Genomic DNA, 14,427 nt, shown 5'->3' on the forward strand with positions numbered 1-14,427 from the left:
GAAGGCAGTGGCTTGGGCCGTTCCACCCCATGGATCCAGGCACTGCCTTTCGGCATGTACGGGAGGCTTGAATGGGCCGTTACATCATCAGGCGTCTGATCCAGGCAGTGCCAGTCCTGCTCGGCGCCACCCTCTTCATCTTCGCCATCGTCTTCGCGCTTCCTGGTGACCCCATCGCGGCGCTGGCCGGTGAGAAGAGGCAGGACCCCAACATCGTCGCGATCATCCGCGACCAGTACCACCTGAACGATCCGCTGCTGCTCCAGTACTGGTACTACATCAGCGGCATCATCTTCCGCGGCGACTTCGGCAAGACGTTCGCCGGCGTCCCGGTGACGCAGCTCCTCGCGGGCAAGCTCCAGGTCACGCTGAACCTCGCGTTGGTCGCGCTGGTCCTGGAGGCCGTCATCGGTGTCGTCCTCGGCCTCTGGGCGGCGCTGCGCCGCGGCCGGGCGACCGACACGGCCATCCTCGCCTCGACCCTGCTGCTGATCTCGATCCCCACGCTGGTCAGCGGCTTCGTGCTGCAGCTCTGGCTGGGCGTCTGGCTCAAGCAGGTGACCGGCACGGAGATCTTCCCCATCGCGGGCACCACCCAGGGCATCAAGTCGTACCTGCTGCCGGGGTTCGTGCTGGCGGGCGTGTCGATCGCGTACCTGACACGACTCACCAGGACGAGCCTGGTGGAGACGCTGAGATCCGACTACATCCGGACGGCGACCGCCAAGGGCCTGTCCCGCCGGAGGGTCATCGGCAGGCACGGCCTGCGTAACGCGCTGATCCCCCTCGTGACCTACCTGGGCGCCGACCTCGGCAACCTCATGGGCGGCGCGGTGATCACCGAGACGATCTTCAACCTGCCGGGGATCGGCAACCAGCTCTACCAAGGCGTCTACCTACGAGAACAACCCATCGTCGTAGGCATCGTGACCATCCTGGTGTTGGTCTACATCGTGGCCAACCTGGTCGTCGACCTGATGTACGCAGTGCTCGACCCGAGGATCCGCTATGAGTGACACTCCACAGGCGGGGCCCGCGGGCCCCGACACCCAGACTCTGACCCCGGAGACGGCCCCCGTCGCTCCTCCCTCCCGCGGCAGGCGCCGCAAGAAGGAGGGCAAGCCGGCGAGCCTGTGGACCGACGCCTGGCATGACCTGCGCCGCAGGCCGATGTTCATCTTCTCGCTGGTCCTCATCGCGATCCTGCTGATCATGTCGTTCTGGCCGTCGCTGTTCACGTCGATCAACCCGCTGGACGCGCGCACGTGCGACCTCTCCACCGCCCGCCAGGGCCCGAGCGCGGGTCACCTCTTCGGGCGCGACAACCTCGGCTGCGACGTGTACGCGCGCACCATCTACGGCGCCGGCAACTCGATCCTCATCGGTGTCAGCACCACGATCATCACCGCGGTCGTCGGCGGCCTGCTCGGCCTCATCGCCGGCACCCGCGGCGGCCTCACCGACACGGTCAGCTCCCGTGTCACCGAGGTGTTCTTCGCGATCCCGCAGATCCTGGGCGCGCTGCTCATCACGGCGACGTTCCGCGACAAGGGGCTCGGCATCTGGATCGTGGTGATCGCGCTGTCGGTGCTGGCCTGGCCGATGACGTTCCGCATCATGCGGGCCGCCGTCATCACGGCCAGGAGCCAGGACTTCGTCATCGCGGCGCGGGCGCTCGGCGCGAGCCAGAGCCGGATCATGTTCGGCCATCTGCTGCCGAACGCGATCGCCCCGGTGATCGTCGTGTCCACCATCAACCTGGGCGGGTTCATCGCGGCCGAGGCCGCGCTGTCGTTCCTCGGGGTCGGCGTGCAGTCGCCGGACATCTCGTGGGGCCTGATGATCGCCGATGCCCGGAGCCGGTTCCTGGAGGCGCCGCTGCCGCTGGTGTTCCCCGCCGTGTTCCTGAGCATCACCGTGCTCGCGTTCATCATGATGGGCGACGCCGTCCGCGACGCGCTCGACCCGAAGCTCAGGTAGGAGGGGGGATCAGATGAGTAAGACATCGCTGAGGACGTCGCCCGCCGAGGGAGGGCTGGGCGACGAGCCGTTGCTGGCGGTGGAGGACCTGCACGTCGAGTTCGTCACCAGGGCGGGCATCGTGCGGGCCGTGAACGGCGTGAGCTACTCGCTCAACCCGGGTGAGACCCTCGCGGTCCTGGGCGAGTCGGGCTCCGGCAAGTCCGTGACCGCGCAGGCGATCATGGGCATCCTGGACATGCCGCCCGCCCGCATTCCCAAGGGAGAGATCCGCTTCCGCGGGACCGACCTGCTCAAGCTGTCGGACGAGGCGCGCACGCAGGTCCGCGGCCAGCGCATCTCCATGATCTTCCAGGACGCGCTGTCGGCGCTCAACCCGGTGTTCACCGTGGGCTGGCAGATCAGCGAGATGTTCCGCGTCCACCGCGGCATGAACAAGCGTGACGCGATGGCCAAGGCCGTCGAGCTGATGGACCGGGTCCGCATCCCGGCCGCCAAGCAGCGCGTCAACGACTACCCGCACCAGTTCTCCGGAGGCATGCGCCAGCGCATCATGATCGCCATGTCGATCGCGCTGGACCCGGAGGTGCTGATCGCCGACGAGCCGACCACCGCGCTCGACGTGACGGTCCAGGCCCAGATCATGGAGCTGCTCGCCGAGCTGCAGCGCGAGAGCAACATGGGCCTGATCCTCATCACGCACGACCTCGGCGTCGTCGCCGACGTCGCGGACAAGATCGCGGTCATGTACGCGGGACGGATCGTCGAGAACGCCCCGGTGTACGACATCTACCGGGCGCCCGCCCACCCGTACACGAAGGGCCTGCTGGAGTCGATCCCCCGGGTCGACCAGAAGGGCCAGGAGCTGTACGCGATCAAGGGCCTGCCGCCCAACCTGCTCGACATGCCGACCGGCTGCGCCTTCCACCCGCGGTGCCCGTACCGCCAGGACAACTGCGTGACCGACGCCCCCCCGCTCTACGGGATCAGCGGTGCGCGCAACAGCGCCTGCCACTACTGGAGGGAGGTCCTCGATGGCGACCCAAGGTGAGCGCATCCTGGAGGTGCGCGACCTGGTCAAGCACTTCCCGCTGACCCAGGGCATCATGTTCAAGAAGCAGATCGGCGCCATCAAGGCCGTGGACGGCGTCTCGTTCGAGCTGAACAAGGGCGAGACGCTGGGCATCGTCGGCGAGTCCGGCTGCGGCAAGTCGACGCTGGCCAAGGTGCTCATGGCGCTGGAGCGGCCGACGTCCGGCTCGGTGGTGGTCAACGGGCGCGACATGGCCAGGGCCAAGGGCGCCGAGCTCAAGCGGATGCGCCGCAACATCCAGATGGTGATGCAGGACCCCTACACCTCGCTGAACCCCCGGATGACCGTCGGCGACATCGTGGGCGAGCCGTTCGAGATCCACACCGAGGTCGCGCCCAAGGGCGACCGGCGCCGCAAGGTGCAGGAGCTGCTGGAGGTCGTGGGCCTCAACCCCGACCACATCAACCGCTACCCCCACCAGTTCTCCGGCGGCCAGCGCCAGCGCATCGGCATCGCCCGCGGTCTGGCGCTCCAGCCTGAGATCATCGTCTGCGACGAGCCGGTGTCCGCGCTCGACGTGTCGATCCAGGCGCAGGTCATCAACCTGCTGGAGCGGCTGCAGAACGAGTTCGGCCTGGCGTACATCTTCATCGCCCACGACCTGTCGGTGGTGCGCCACATCTCCGACCGGGTCGCGGTGATGTACCTCGGCAAGATGGTGGAGCTGGGCAAGGACCTGGAGATCTACGACCGGCCGGCCCACCCGTACACCCAGGCGCTGCTGTCGGCCGTCCCGGTCCCCGACCCCGAGGGCCGCGAGAGCCGCGAGCGGATCATCCTGCAGGGCGACCCGCCCTCGCCGGCCAACCCGCCGTCGGGCTGCCGCTTCCGCACCCGCTGCTGGAAGGCCCAGGAGATCTGCGCGACGGAGGAGCCGCTGCTGCAGATCCGGCCGGGCACGGCGCACCTCAGCGCCTGCCACTTCGCGGAGACGCACGACGTGGTCCACGCCGGCTGAGGCCGCCGCCACGTCCCGAGGGCCCCGCGCGATCCGTTCGCGCGGGGCCCTCGGCGTCCTTCCATCGGTCGTACGCGACCTTCCATCGGCCGTACGCGACGGTCAGCGGGTGGCGATGACCGCCGAACCGTGGCCGAACAGGCCCTGGTTGACCGCCAGGCCCACCCGGGCGCCCGCCACCTGCCGCTCGCCCGCCCGGCCGCGCAACTGCCAGCTCAGCTCGCACACCTGGGCGATCGCCTGGGCGGGGATCGCCTCGCCGAACGAGGCCAGCCCTCCCGAGGGGTTCACCGGGAGTCGCCCGCCGAGCGCCGTGTCGCCGGCCCGCAGCAGCTTCTCCGCCTCGCCGGGCGGGCAGAGGCCGACGTCCTCCATCCAGTCCAGCTCCAGCGCCGTGGACAGGTCGTACACCTCGGCGAACGACACGTCCTGCGGGCCCAGCCCGGCCTCCTCGTACGCGGCGTGCGCGATCGCCGCGCGGAACGGCCGGGCGGGCGGCGGCACGGCGGCGCAGGAGTCCGTGGCGAACTCCGGGAGCTCCAGCACGGCGTTGGGGAAGGTCGGCGTCACCGTGGAGACCGCGGCCAGGCGTACCGGGTCGGTGACGCCGCGCCGCCGGGCGTAGTCCTCCGAGGCGAGCACGACCGCGGCCCCGCCGTCGGAGGTGGCGCAGATGTCCATGAGGCGCAGCGGGTCGGCCACCATGGGCGAGGCCAGCACCTCCGCGGCCGTGACGGGCTTGCGGTAGCGGGCCAGCGGGTTCAGCGCGCCGGCGCGGGCGTTCTTGACCTTGACGGCCGCGAAGTCCCCGGGCGTGGAGCCGTGCAGGGCCATCCGGCGGCGCGCGTAGAGCCCGAAGTAGGCCGGGTTGGTCGCGCCGAGCAGGCGGAAGCGCAGCCAGTCGGGGTCGTCGGGGCGCTCGCCGCCGACCGGCTTGAAGAAGCCCTTCGGGGTGGAGTCGGCGCCCACGACCAGCGCGACGTCGCAGAGCCCGGCGAGAATGCGGGTCCGCGCGATGTCGATGGCCTGCGCTCCGGAGGCGCAGGCGGCGTAGCAGGACGCGATCCGGGCGCCCGACCAGCCGAGCGCCCTGGCGTACGTCGCGCCGGACACGAAGCCCGGGTAGCCGTTCCTGATCGTGTCGGCGCCGACCAGGAACCCGACCTCGGGCCAGCTCACGTCCGCGTCACGCAGGGCCTCACGGGCCGCCGCCAGGCCGTACTCGGTGAACGGGCGGCCCCACTTGCCCCACGGATGCATCCCGGCGCCCAGCACCACCACGCTCACGACGCCGCCCCCCACATCCACACGAGCGGCCCGTCGGCGAGCGGGCCGCAGGTCAGCTCCAGCTCCATGCCGACCTCCAGGTCCGCGACCGTGAGGCCCTTGACCTGGCCGAGCACCACGATGCCCTCACGCTCCAGCTCCACCGCCGCCAGCGTGACGGGCGCGTAGGGCTCGGCGGCCACGTACGGGGCGGGCGGGGGATAGCACGAGTCGGTGTAGGACCAGACGCGTCCGCGCCGGGACAGGCGTGTCACCTCCAGGTGCTCGCCGTCGCAGCCGGGGTTGGGGCAGAAGCCGGTCCGCGGGGGGAACGTCACCGTGCCGCAGGCGGCGCAGCGGGCGCCCAGGAGGTGGGTGACGCCGTCCTCGACCGTGAACCAGCCGTCGATCGCCAGGGTCGTCATGCCAGGAGTATTACACAAGCGCTTGCTAGGGATAAGGCGCGGCGTGCTTGCGGGGGTCAGGGGGCGCGGCGGCGGGCCAGTACGTGGGCGCCCATCGCGAGGCAGAGCGCGAGCAGTCCGAGCAGCGTCGGCAACCGGGAGTCCGGCGCGCCGCCGTCCGCCCGCGCCGGCCGCCCCGGTGGGGCCGGCGGGGCCGTGCCCGCCCTGGCCCCCGTCAGCCGGCCCGCCTCCCGCAGCGCGAACAGCGCGTCGGCCACGCCGTGCCCGTACGAGCGGTCGCGGCCGTCCGCCCCGGAGGCCGACCATGGACGCCAGGACGGCGGCGAGGCCGTGCCGCGCTCGATGGCCGCGCGCACCTGACGCGGCGGCAGGCCGGGATAGGCCGACCTGACCAGGGCCGCGATGCCCGCCACCATGGCCGCCGCCGCGCTCGTGCCGTCGCCGACCACGTAGGAGCGGTCGCCGTCGGCCGTGAGGATGCCCGTGCCGGGCGCCACCACCGAGAGGTAGTCCTGGCGGTTGGAGAACGCGGCCACCTTGAGCCGCCGGTCCACCGCGCCGACCGCGATGACGCCGGGGTAGGCGGCGGGGTAGTTCTTGCGGTTCGTGGTCTCGCCGTCGTTGCCGGAGGAGGCCACGAGGACGGCGCCGCGGCTCAGCGCGTACCGGACCGCCTCCTTCTCGGCGGGGGAGCCGTTCCAGGCGCCGCTGCCGCCGCCCAGGGACATGCTGATGACGTCCGCGCCGTGGTCGGCGGCGTAGCGGATGCCGCGGGCCAGCGCGTCGGGACGGCCCGCGGAGGGGCGGGCGCGCAGCGGGTCGTCGTTCTCCAGCGTGACGCGGACCGACAGGATGCGGGCCCCCGGGGCGACGCCGATCACGCCCAGGCGCGCGGTCTCCCGGGCGGCGTGGGGCACGCGCACCGGCACGCCGAGCGCGGCGGCCCGGCCCGCGGGTCCTGTGCGCGGGGCGGCGGCTCCCGGTGGGTTGCGCGGATGCGGTGGGGCGGCGGCGTCGACGGGGTCGCGCGGGTGGGGCGGGGTGGCGGGGTCGGTGTGGCCGTGGCCGGCGATGAGGCTGGCCATGGCGGTGCCGTGGTGCCCCCACCGGCCGGGCCGCCGGCCCGCGCCGGTCAGGTCGGGGCCGGCGACCACGGAGCCCGCGAGGTCGGGGTGGTCGCCGTTCACCCCGGTGTCGAGGACGGCGACCAGCACGCCCTCGCCCCTGGTGATCCGCCACGCCTCGGGCAGGCGCAGCGCCGGGAGCTGCCACTGGGCGGCGGCCGGCGCGTTCGTGGCGGCGGCGCCCGCGCTCGGCGAGGGGCCGGACACCGGTGAGGCGGTCAGGTACAGGCCGGAGGCGGTGACGAGGGTGACGATGAGGCAGCGGACGTACGGCATGGGGCGGAAGAGGCGCATGGCGACCTCCGGGGCAGAAGGGGGATGCCCGTTGCCGGAGATTGTGACACGAGACGCCTACCGCTGATCAGACCCTTCAGTAAACAGTCCGATACATCGCGTAATTAGGCTTAAGCGGCTTTCGTAGGGCTAAGACTTGGAAATAGATGGAGAAATCCGGACATGGGCGCCGGGGGGTAGCCCCAGCCGCTGCGCCGCGTCCCCCGAGTTCACCGCGATCGCGATCAGCCCCGCCGAGTCCGCGAACGCCACCAGCTCGCCCGGCGGCACCGCCGCGTACGTCTCCCGGTACGGCAACGTGAGCTGCCGCCGCCCCAGCCACACCCCCAGCGTGTCGCCGACCCGCGCCCCCAGCGCCTCCAGGTGGCTCGCCGTGATCGAGAGCTGCGTGTTGCCGTAGCGGTCCACCGAGACGACCTCGCCCTCGACCGCCCCCTCGCGCACCACCGACATCGGCTCCGCCAGCGACACGAGCCGCGCGATCGGCCGCTCAGGCCCCAGGTCGTCCGGCTTGAGCCCCTTGACCAGCCGTCCCGCCACGGCCGAGTAGATGTCGCGGCCGTGGAAGGTGGGCGAGACGGGTCTCAGGAAGTACTCCTCGTTGCTGATCTCGTACGCCGCCTCCGGCCCCCCGCTGGCGTGGACCGCCCAGGACAGCAGCCCGTTGTCCGGCCCGATGAACACCCGGCCGCCCGCCACGATCGCGACGGGGCGCCGGGCATGTCCCGTGCCGGGATCGACCGCGCCGATGTGCACGCCCTTGGGCAGGTAGGGGATGGTCTGGGCGAGAATCGCGGCACCGCGCCGTACGTCGCCCGACGGGATGGCGTGGCACACGTCGATCACCCTGGCCTCGGGGGCGATGCCGGCGATCACCCCGTGGCAGGCCGCCACGTAGCCGTCCTCAAGCCCGTAGTCCGTGAGAAGTGTGATGACTGAGGTCACACTTCGTGACTGTACGTCTCGCCATCCGCCATGAACAGCCGGAGTGCGCACATTACGATGGCGTCGGGCCGCATGCGCGTGTCGTGGTCGTCGCGCGCAGCCTTGGGAGGAGGAACCATGGACACCGCACCGGCCGGCGGTGACAGTGCACCCCGACAACCCGCGCACGAGCAGCAACCCCTCACCCCACCCGCGGAGCTGACCGCACGTGAACGTGAGCTCCTCGCCTTCGAGCGCCAGTGGTGGCGCCACGCGGGCGCGAAGGAGCAGGCCATCAAGGAGACCTTCGGGTTCTCCGCCACCCGCTACTACCAGCTTTTGGGCGAGCTCATCGACAAGCCGGCCGCCCTGGAGCAGGACCCGATGCTGGTGAAACGGCTGCGCAGGCTGCGCGCCGGCCGCCAGCGCGACCGCGCCGCGAGGCGTCTGGGCATGCGCCCCTGACCGGCTGGGTAGGGCCAGCCGCGTGAGCAACATCCCTGGTATGGAAGCCATCCTGAAGGACCCCGCGGGCGCCGTGATCGGACTCGACTTCGACGGGACCCTGTCGCCGATCGTGTCCGATCCCGCCGCGGCCCTGATCCACCCCGAGGCGCCCGGCGTGCTGGCCGAGCTGGGCCGGCACGTGCGGGCGGTGGCCATCGTGACCGGGCGCCCGCCCGCCACCGTCCTGGAGCTCGGCCCCGGCCTGGCCGAGGTGCCGGGCCTGGTGATCCTCGGCCACTACGGTTTCGAGCGGTGGGAGAACGGCGCCGTCTCCGGCCCGCCGCCCCCCGCGGGCGTGCCCCGGGCGGAGGCCGAGCTTCCGCTGCTGATCGACTCGCTCGGCCTGAAGGGCGTGACCATCGAGGACAAGGGCCGCGCGGTGGCCGTCCACACGCGCCGCGCCGACGACCCCGAGGGCGCGCTGGCCGTCCTGCGCGAGCCGCTGGCCGAGGTGGCCGCCCGGCACGACCTCGTGGTGGAGCCGGGCCGGTTCGTGCTGGAACTGAGACCGCCGGGCATGGACAAGGGCCACGCGCTCGGGCTGTTCCTCGCCGAGCGGGACGCGAGGTCGGTCATGTTCGTCGGCGACGACCTCGGTGACCTGGCCGCCTTCGAGGCGGTACGCGCCTACGGGCTGCCCGGCGTCACCGTGTGCAGCGGCTCGACCGAGGTGACCGCCCTCGCCGAGCAGGCCGACATCGTGGTGGACGGGCCCGACGGGGTCGTGGCGCTCCTCCGCGAACTTGTGTCGGCTTTTAGTGGTTAGTGACTGTTTTGCAAGTGGCCGCCCCTAGGGTCGGCCGCATGTTCACGCGATACCTCGCCGCCGCGGCCGTGGCCGCGGCCACCCTCCTCGCCGTCTCCTCGCCCGCGAACGCAGCGCCGGCGCAGCAGCTCAAGCTGCGCAACGGTCTGACGCTCTACATCCCCATCGAGTGGCGGGTGTACGGCATGGGCACGGACGCGGTGCAGGTGGTGACCGGCAGGTGCCGCAAGCCGCAGGGGTGGGGGTCGGCCGAGTGCGACGCGTTCTACGTCCTCGGCCCGTCGTCCATCAAGCGCGGCGCCGAGGGCTTCGGCCCGTACACCGGCAAGCGCCCGTTCTACACGGCCAGCGACGTGCAGCCCTGCCCGGCCAACCGGAAGTGGGGCGAGGTCGTCGGCACCTCGGTGAAGCGTGGGCTGCGCCAGGTCGGGCCGGGGCACAAGGCCGCCTACAACGAGTGGGCGTCGAAGTGCGTCAGCTATGAGAACGGCACCACGAAGTCCCGCTTCACCCAGCGCGAGTGGTACCTGCCGAAGAGCAGGATCCTCGTCGTCGACCAGTGGAACACGCCGGGGCTGGCCGACACGCTGAAGCACGCGGACTGGCTCTGAGGACGCCCTCGGTGTCCGACGAGGGCGGGACGCCCTCAGCGTCCGACGAGGGCGGGACGCCCTCAGTGACCGGCGAGGGCGTCGAGCTGGGCCGTGAGCCACCGCTGCGGCGGCAGGGCGGTGGCCGCCGCGCGCAGCCGCTCGCCGCGCGCGCGGCGCTCGTCCGCCGGCATGACGAGCGCCTCGTGCAGCGCCGCCGCCGTGCCGCTGATGTCGTACGGGTTGACCAGCAGGGCGTGCTCGCCCAGCTCGGCCGCCGCCCCGGCCTCGCGCGAGAGCACCAGCGCGGCGCCCGACGACAGGATCGGGCCCTCCTTGGCCACCAGGTTCATGCCGTCGCGGATCGGGTTGACCAGCAGCACGTCGGCCATCCGGTAGGCGGCCAGCGAGCGCGGGTAGTCGTCGTGGACGTTGAGGATCAGCGGGTCCCAGTCCTCGGTGGCGTACTCGTCCTCGATCTCCTGGGCGCAGCGCTGCACCGTGGCGGTGTACTCGCGGTACTCGGGCAGGTCGTGCCGGCTCGGGTAGGCGAAGGCGAGGTGGACGACCTTGCCGTGCCACTCGGGATGCCCGGCCAGGAACTCGCGGTAGGCCTGCAGGCCGCGCACGATGTTCTTGGACAGCTCCGTGCGGTCGATGCGGACGATCAGGGCGCGCTCGCCGACCTGCTCGCGCAGGGCGGTCATGTGCGACTCGACGTCGGGCTCGGCCGCCCGCTCGCGCAGCGCGCCGCCGTCGACGCCGAGGGCGTGGACGCCGACGCGGGTCGTGCGCCCCTCGTGGGTCACGGTGCGGGCCGCGCGGTCCACCCGCGCGCCGAGCAGCGCCGCGCAGCAGTCCATGAACGCCTCGGCCCAGCGCGCGGTGAGGAACCCGGCGTGGTCGGCGCCCAGGATGCCTTCGAGCACCTCCCGGCCCACCTCGTCGGGCAGCAGCGAGAAGTACTCGGGCGGCGCCCACGGCGTGTGGCTGAAGTGGGCGACGCGCAGGTCGGGCCGCTCGGCGCGGAGCATGGCGGGGGTGAGCGTCAGGTGGTAGTCCTGCACCATGACGCGGGCCTCGTGGTGGGCCTCCTCGGCCAGCGCCAGCGCGAACGCGCCGTTGTAGTCGCGGTAGGACTCCCATTCGCGGCGGAAGCGGGAGCCGAAGCTCGGGGCGTTGGGGGTGTCGTAGAGCAGGTGGTTGACGAACCAGAGCGTCGAGTTGGCCACCGCGTTGTAGGCGCGGTGGAACGTGGCGGCCGGGATGTCGAGCATCCGCAGGGCGCCCGTGTCGTAGCCCGCGTGGTCGAGCCGGCCCCCGGGGGCCTGGCGGGCCGCGCTGCGGTCGCCGTCGGACAGGGCCGCGCACACCCACAGCACGTTGTGGTCCTTGGTGACCGCGGACAGCCCGGAGACCAGCCCGCCGCCACCGCGCTTCATGGTCAGCTCGCCGTCGTCGTCGACGGTGAAGGAGACCGGGCCTCTGTTGGAGGCAACCAGCACGCTGTTCATTTAACCTCCCTCCGATCATAGGATCCCAGCTATGGCGCTTGATGAGCTAACCGAGGAACTTGCCCGTTCCGCCGCAGCCGGAGATCATCGCGCGCTCGGCGAGCTCCTGAAGCGGATCGAGCCCGACGTGATGCGGCACTGCGCCCGCATTCTCCCGTACCGCCAGGACGCCGAGGAGGCGTCCCAGGACACCCTGCTCGCGGTGGCCCGCAACATCGGCCGCTTCGAGGGGCGGGCCCGGTTCAGCACGTGGCTGCACATCGTGACGGCCAACTGCGCGCGCACCACGTACCGGTCGCTGAAGCGGCGGGCCGCCGAGCAGAGCTCCGACGAGCTGCCGGTGCAGAAGCCCGACGTGCGGCGGGTCAGCGTCATCGCGGGGTCGCGGCTGGACCTGCTCGACGCCATGGAGGCGCTGGAGGCCGACAAGCCCGACCTCGCCCAGGCGCTGGTGCTGCGCGACATCGTCCAGCTCGACTACAACGAGGTGGCCGAGCAGCTCGGCATCCCGCTCGGCACCGCCAAGTCGCGCATCCACCAGGCGCGCAAGTACGTGCAGGCGGCGCTCGGCGACGACTATCGGTGAGACCACTTGTCTCATGCTATGAGACGCCTGGACGGTGACGCCACGCCGGCGGGTACAGTCTGAGGCGACAACTGAATATTGCTCATCCAGAGGGGTGGAGGGACCGGCCCTGCGAAGCCCCGGCAACCCTCCCGGCTTGAGACTCGCGACAGGGCGAGGCCGACCGGGACAAGGTGCCAATTCCGGTCTGCGGTCAAGGTGGCCGCGGGCGAAGATGAGGGAAGGCCTCGCTTCATGTCGCTTGACTTCGGTCCTGCCACGGCTCTGTCCTGCCGCGAGTGCGGCACCCGCTACGACCTCGGCCCGAGCTTCGCGTGCCTGGAGTGTTTCGGGCCGCTGGAAGCGGCCTACTCCTTCGGCGACGTCCGCCGCGAGGACATCGAGGCGGGCCCCAGCAACATCTGGCGCTACCGCTCGCTGCTCCCCGTCCCCGCCGACGTCGCCGGCAAGCCGAACATGAACCCCGGCTGGACCAAGCTCGTCAAGGCCGGCAACCTCGGGCGCGCGCTCGGCCTCAAGTCCCTGTACGTCAAGGACGACTCGGGCAACCCCACCCACTCCTTCAAGGACCGGGTCGTCGCCATCGCGGTCGAGGCGGCGCGCAACTTCGGCTTCCACACCCTGTCGTGCTCCTCCACGGGCAACCTCGCGGGCGCGGTGACGGCCGCCGCGGCCCGGGCCGGGCTAGACGCCTGCGTGTTCATCCCCGCCGACCTGGAGCAGGCCAAGATCGCCATGGCCCGGGTGTTCGGCGGCAAGCTCATCGGCATCGACGGCACCTACGACGAGGTCAACCGGTTCTGCTCCGAGCTCATCGGCGACCCGCTGGGCGACAAGTGGGGCTTCGTGAACGTCAACCTCCGGCCGTACTACGCCGAGGGCTCCAAGACGCTCGCGTACGAGATCGCCGAGCAGCTCGGCTGGCGGCTCCCCGAGCAGATCGTCATCCCGATCGCCTCCGGGTCCCAGCTCACCAAGATCGACAAGGGCTTCAAGGAGCTGATCGCCCTGGGGCTGGTCGAGGACCGGCCGTACAAGGTGTTCGGCGCCCAGGCGCAGGGCTGCTCGCCCGTGTCGGCCGCCTTCAAGGCCGGCCACGACGTGGTCCAGCCGGTCCGGCCCGACACCATCGCCAAGTCGCTGGCCATCGGCAACCCCGCCGACGGCCCCTACGTGCTCGACATCGCCCGCCGCACCGGCGGCGCGGTGGAGGACGTCACCGACGCCGAGATCGTCGAGGCGATCAGGCTGCTCGCCTCGACCGAGGGCATCTTCGCCGAGACGGCGGGCGGCGTCACGGTCGGCGTGCTGAAGAAGCTCACCGAGAGCGGCGTGCTCGACCCCGAGGCGGAGACCGTGGTGCTCAACACCGGCGACGGTCTCAAGACGCTCGACGCCGTCTCCGGGGACGCGCAGCCCACGGCGGTCATCAAGCCCTCTCTCGACGCGTTCCGCGCGGCCGTCTGAGCGCCGGCACGGCTGCTCGCACAACCAGGAAAGGCGACTAAATCATGAGTGTTTCGGTGCGGATTCCCACCATCCTGCGCACGTACACCGGCGGAAACGCGGAAGTGAGTGGCGAGGGCGCGACTCTTCGTGACGTCCTCGCAAAGCTCGACTCCGACTACCCGGGGATCGGCGCGCGCATTCTGGATGAATCGGGCAAGATTCGCCGTTTCGTCAACGTTTATGTGGGAGAAGAGGACGTCCGTTTCGCGGAAGGTTTGGACACTCCCGCGCCCGACGGGGTCCAGATCTCCATCATCCCCGCGGTCGCCGGCGGCTGACGGCCCGGTACGCAGCAGTGAAGGCGCCCCTCGTGGGCGCCTTCCGCTTTTCCGGGATATTCAAGGTTGAACCAACCGTGCTCCGCGCGGATAGGAAGTGCTTCCCGTGGAGTGGGAGGAATTGCGTAGTTTGTGCTTTGACTCTGTTGCCAAACGCTCTGCCACAGGTATGGTCGAGGCGATCGTCCGGCTGATTTACCATAAGCCGTGGCGATTGCGGGTCTCGCGGACGAATGGGCGGGATCCGCGAGCCCAGTAAGAGGAGTCGGAAGTGGCGCAGGGCACCGTCAAGTGGTTCAACGCGGACAAGGGCTACGGCTTCATCGCGGTAGACGGTGGTAAGGATGTATTCGTCCATTACTCGGCAATCATGATGGACGGCTATCGCTCCCTCGAACAAGGTCAGCGGGTCGAGTTCGAGATCACTCAGGGACAGAAGGGGCCCCAGGCGGAGTCCGTCCGCGCGGTCTGATCAGGTCTCTGGCGTTCGACGGCAGGCCGCGCGGCAGCGCAGTCCGTACGGCCTGCCTCTCCCACCTTCGTCGAAGATACGGCGGGTCCCTTCGGGGCCCGCCGTACGGCTGACCTGGGCACCCACGGTGTTCGCTTGCAC

16 protein-coding genes and 1 riboswitch are annotated in these 14,427 nt (G+C 71.0%); of the genes, 11 read left to right on the forward strand and 5 right to left on the reverse strand.

Translation table 11 applies throughout. From position 1 onward, the window contains the following. Positions 1 to 71: 71 nt before the first annotated feature. The 4 genes from HD595_RS20510 to HD595_RS20525 are packed head-to-tail and all read left to right on the forward strand — an operon-like array spanning position 72 to position 4,031. Complete coding sequence (locus tag HD595_RS20510; RefSeq protein ID WP_253771355.1) at positions 72 to 1,016, forward strand: ABC transporter permease; 945 nt, start codon at positions 72 to 74, stop codon at positions 1,014 to 1,016. Next, on the forward strand, positions 1,009 to 1,980 hold the full coding sequence (locus HD595_RS20515; RefSeq protein WP_253771357.1) for an ABC transporter permease: 972 nt from the start codon (positions 1,009 to 1,011) through the stop codon (positions 1,978 to 1,980). Before HD595_RS20510 ends, HD595_RS20515 begins: the two co-directional genes overlap by 8 nt. Positions 1,981 to 1,993: 13 nt before the next feature. Continuing rightward, positions 1,994 to 3,031, forward strand: a complete 1,038-nt coding sequence (locus HD595_RS20520; RefSeq protein WP_253771359.1) for an ABC transporter ATP-binding protein — start codon at positions 1,994 to 1,996, stop codon at positions 3,029 to 3,031. Next, positions 3,015 to 4,031 carry an ABC transporter ATP-binding protein gene (locus tag HD595_RS20525; protein ID WP_253771360.1) on the forward strand — a complete coding sequence of 339 codons (1,017 nt, stop codon included), beginning with the start codon at positions 3,015 to 3,017 and terminating at the stop codon, positions 4,029 to 4,031. The genes HD595_RS20520 and HD595_RS20525 overlap by 17 nt, the downstream gene beginning before the upstream one ends. Positions 4,032 to 4,133: 102 nt before the next feature. Here the strand turns inward: HD595_RS20525 and HD595_RS20530 are convergent, their stop codons facing one another. The 4 genes from HD595_RS20530 to HD595_RS20545 all read right to left on the reverse strand — a co-directional run bounded on the left by HD595_RS20530 (position 4,134) and on the right by HD595_RS20545 (position 8,085). Continuing rightward, positions 4,134 to 5,318 (reverse strand): lipid-transfer protein, encoded by a 1,185-nt coding sequence (locus HD595_RS20530; protein WP_253771362.1) that lies wholly within the window; start codon positions 5,316 to 5,318, stop codon positions 4,134 to 4,136. Next, the gene (locus HD595_RS20535; protein ID WP_253771364.1) at positions 5,315 to 5,722 is read right to left on the reverse strand and encodes a Zn-ribbon domain-containing OB-fold protein; all 408 of its coding nucleotides are present in this window, start codon (positions 5,720 to 5,722) and stop codon (positions 5,315 to 5,317) included. Before HD595_RS20535 ends, HD595_RS20530 begins: the two co-directional genes overlap by 4 nt. Positions 5,723 to 5,778: 56 nt before the next feature. Continuing rightward, on the reverse strand, positions 5,779 to 7,140 hold the full coding sequence (locus HD595_RS20540; RefSeq protein WP_253771366.1) for a S8 family peptidase: 1,362 nt from the start codon (positions 7,138 to 7,140) through the stop codon (positions 5,779 to 5,781). A gap of 129 nt (positions 7,141 to 7,269) precedes the next feature. After that, the gene (locus HD595_RS20545) at positions 7,270 to 8,085 is read right to left on the reverse strand and encodes an SAM hydrolase/SAM-dependent halogenase family protein (protein WP_253771368.1); all 816 of its coding nucleotides are present in this window, start codon (positions 8,083 to 8,085) and stop codon (positions 7,270 to 7,272) included. Positions 8,086 to 8,202: 117 nt separating this feature from the next. Here HD595_RS20545 and HD595_RS20550 point away from each other — a divergent pair, with 117 nt between their 5' ends. Genes HD595_RS20550 through HD595_RS20560 form a run of 3 tightly spaced genes read left to right on the forward strand, consistent with a single transcriptional unit; the run spans position 8,203 to position 9,948 of the window. Beyond that, positions 8,203 to 8,529, forward strand: coding sequence for a DUF3263 domain-containing protein (locus HD595_RS20550; RefSeq protein ID WP_253771370.1), 327 nt, complete (start codon positions 8,203 to 8,205; stop codon positions 8,527 to 8,529). Between the two features lie 40 nt (positions 8,530 to 8,569). Next, positions 8,570 to 9,337, forward strand: a complete 768-nt coding sequence (gene otsB, locus HD595_RS20555) for a trehalose-phosphatase (protein ID WP_253771372.1) — start codon at positions 8,570 to 8,572, stop codon at positions 9,335 to 9,337. Positions 9,338 to 9,375: 38 nt separating this feature from the next. Beyond that, positions 9,376 to 9,948 carry a hypothetical protein gene (locus HD595_RS20560; RefSeq protein ID WP_253771374.1) on the forward strand — a complete coding sequence of 191 codons (573 nt, stop codon included), beginning with the start codon at positions 9,376 to 9,378 and terminating at the stop codon, positions 9,946 to 9,948. A 62-nt stretch (positions 9,949 to 10,010) separates the two neighbouring features. Here HD595_RS20560 and HD595_RS20565 read toward each other — a convergent pair whose 3' ends face one another. Further along, complete coding sequence (locus HD595_RS20565; protein ID WP_253771376.1) at positions 10,011 to 11,441, reverse strand: alpha,alpha-trehalose-phosphate synthase (UDP-forming); 1,431 nt, start codon at positions 11,439 to 11,441, stop codon at positions 10,011 to 10,013. Between the two features lie 31 nt (positions 11,442 to 11,472). Here HD595_RS20565 and HD595_RS20570 point away from each other — a divergent pair, with 31 nt between their 5' ends. The 4 genes from HD595_RS20570 (at position 11,473) to HD595_RS20585 (ending at position 14,286) form a co-directional block, all read left to right on the forward strand. Beyond that, positions 11,473 to 12,027: an RNA polymerase sigma factor gene (locus tag HD595_RS20570; RefSeq protein ID WP_175606480.1), complete on the forward strand. Its 555-nt coding sequence runs from the start codon at positions 11,473 to 11,475 to the stop codon at positions 12,025 to 12,027. Positions 12,028 to 12,106: 79 nt separating this feature from the next. Beyond that, positions 12,107 to 12,248, forward strand: a riboswitch (SAM riboswitch). Positions 12,249 to 12,261: 13 nt separating this feature from the next. Continuing rightward, on the forward strand, positions 12,262 to 13,494 hold the full coding sequence (gene thrC / locus HD595_RS20575; protein WP_253771378.1) for a threonine synthase: 1,233 nt from the start codon (positions 12,262 to 12,264) through the stop codon (positions 13,492 to 13,494). A gap of 44 nt (positions 13,495 to 13,538) precedes the next feature. Next, positions 13,539 to 13,814 carry a MoaD/ThiS family protein gene (locus tag HD595_RS20580; RefSeq protein WP_101789288.1) on the forward strand — a complete coding sequence of 92 codons (276 nt, stop codon included), beginning with the start codon at positions 13,539 to 13,541 and terminating at the stop codon, positions 13,812 to 13,814. Between the two features lie 271 nt (positions 13,815 to 14,085). Then, positions 14,086 to 14,286: a cold-shock protein gene (locus HD595_RS20585; protein ID WP_068927743.1), complete on the forward strand. Its 201-nt coding sequence runs from the start codon at positions 14,086 to 14,088 to the stop codon at positions 14,284 to 14,286. The last annotated feature ends 141 nt before the right edge of the window (positions 14,287 to 14,427 follow it).

This window comes from Nonomuraea roseoviolacea subsp. carminata, assembly GCF_024172185.1.
Lineage (GTDB): Bacteria > Actinomycetota > Actinomycetes > Streptosporangiales > Streptosporangiaceae > Nonomuraea > Nonomuraea roseoviolacea.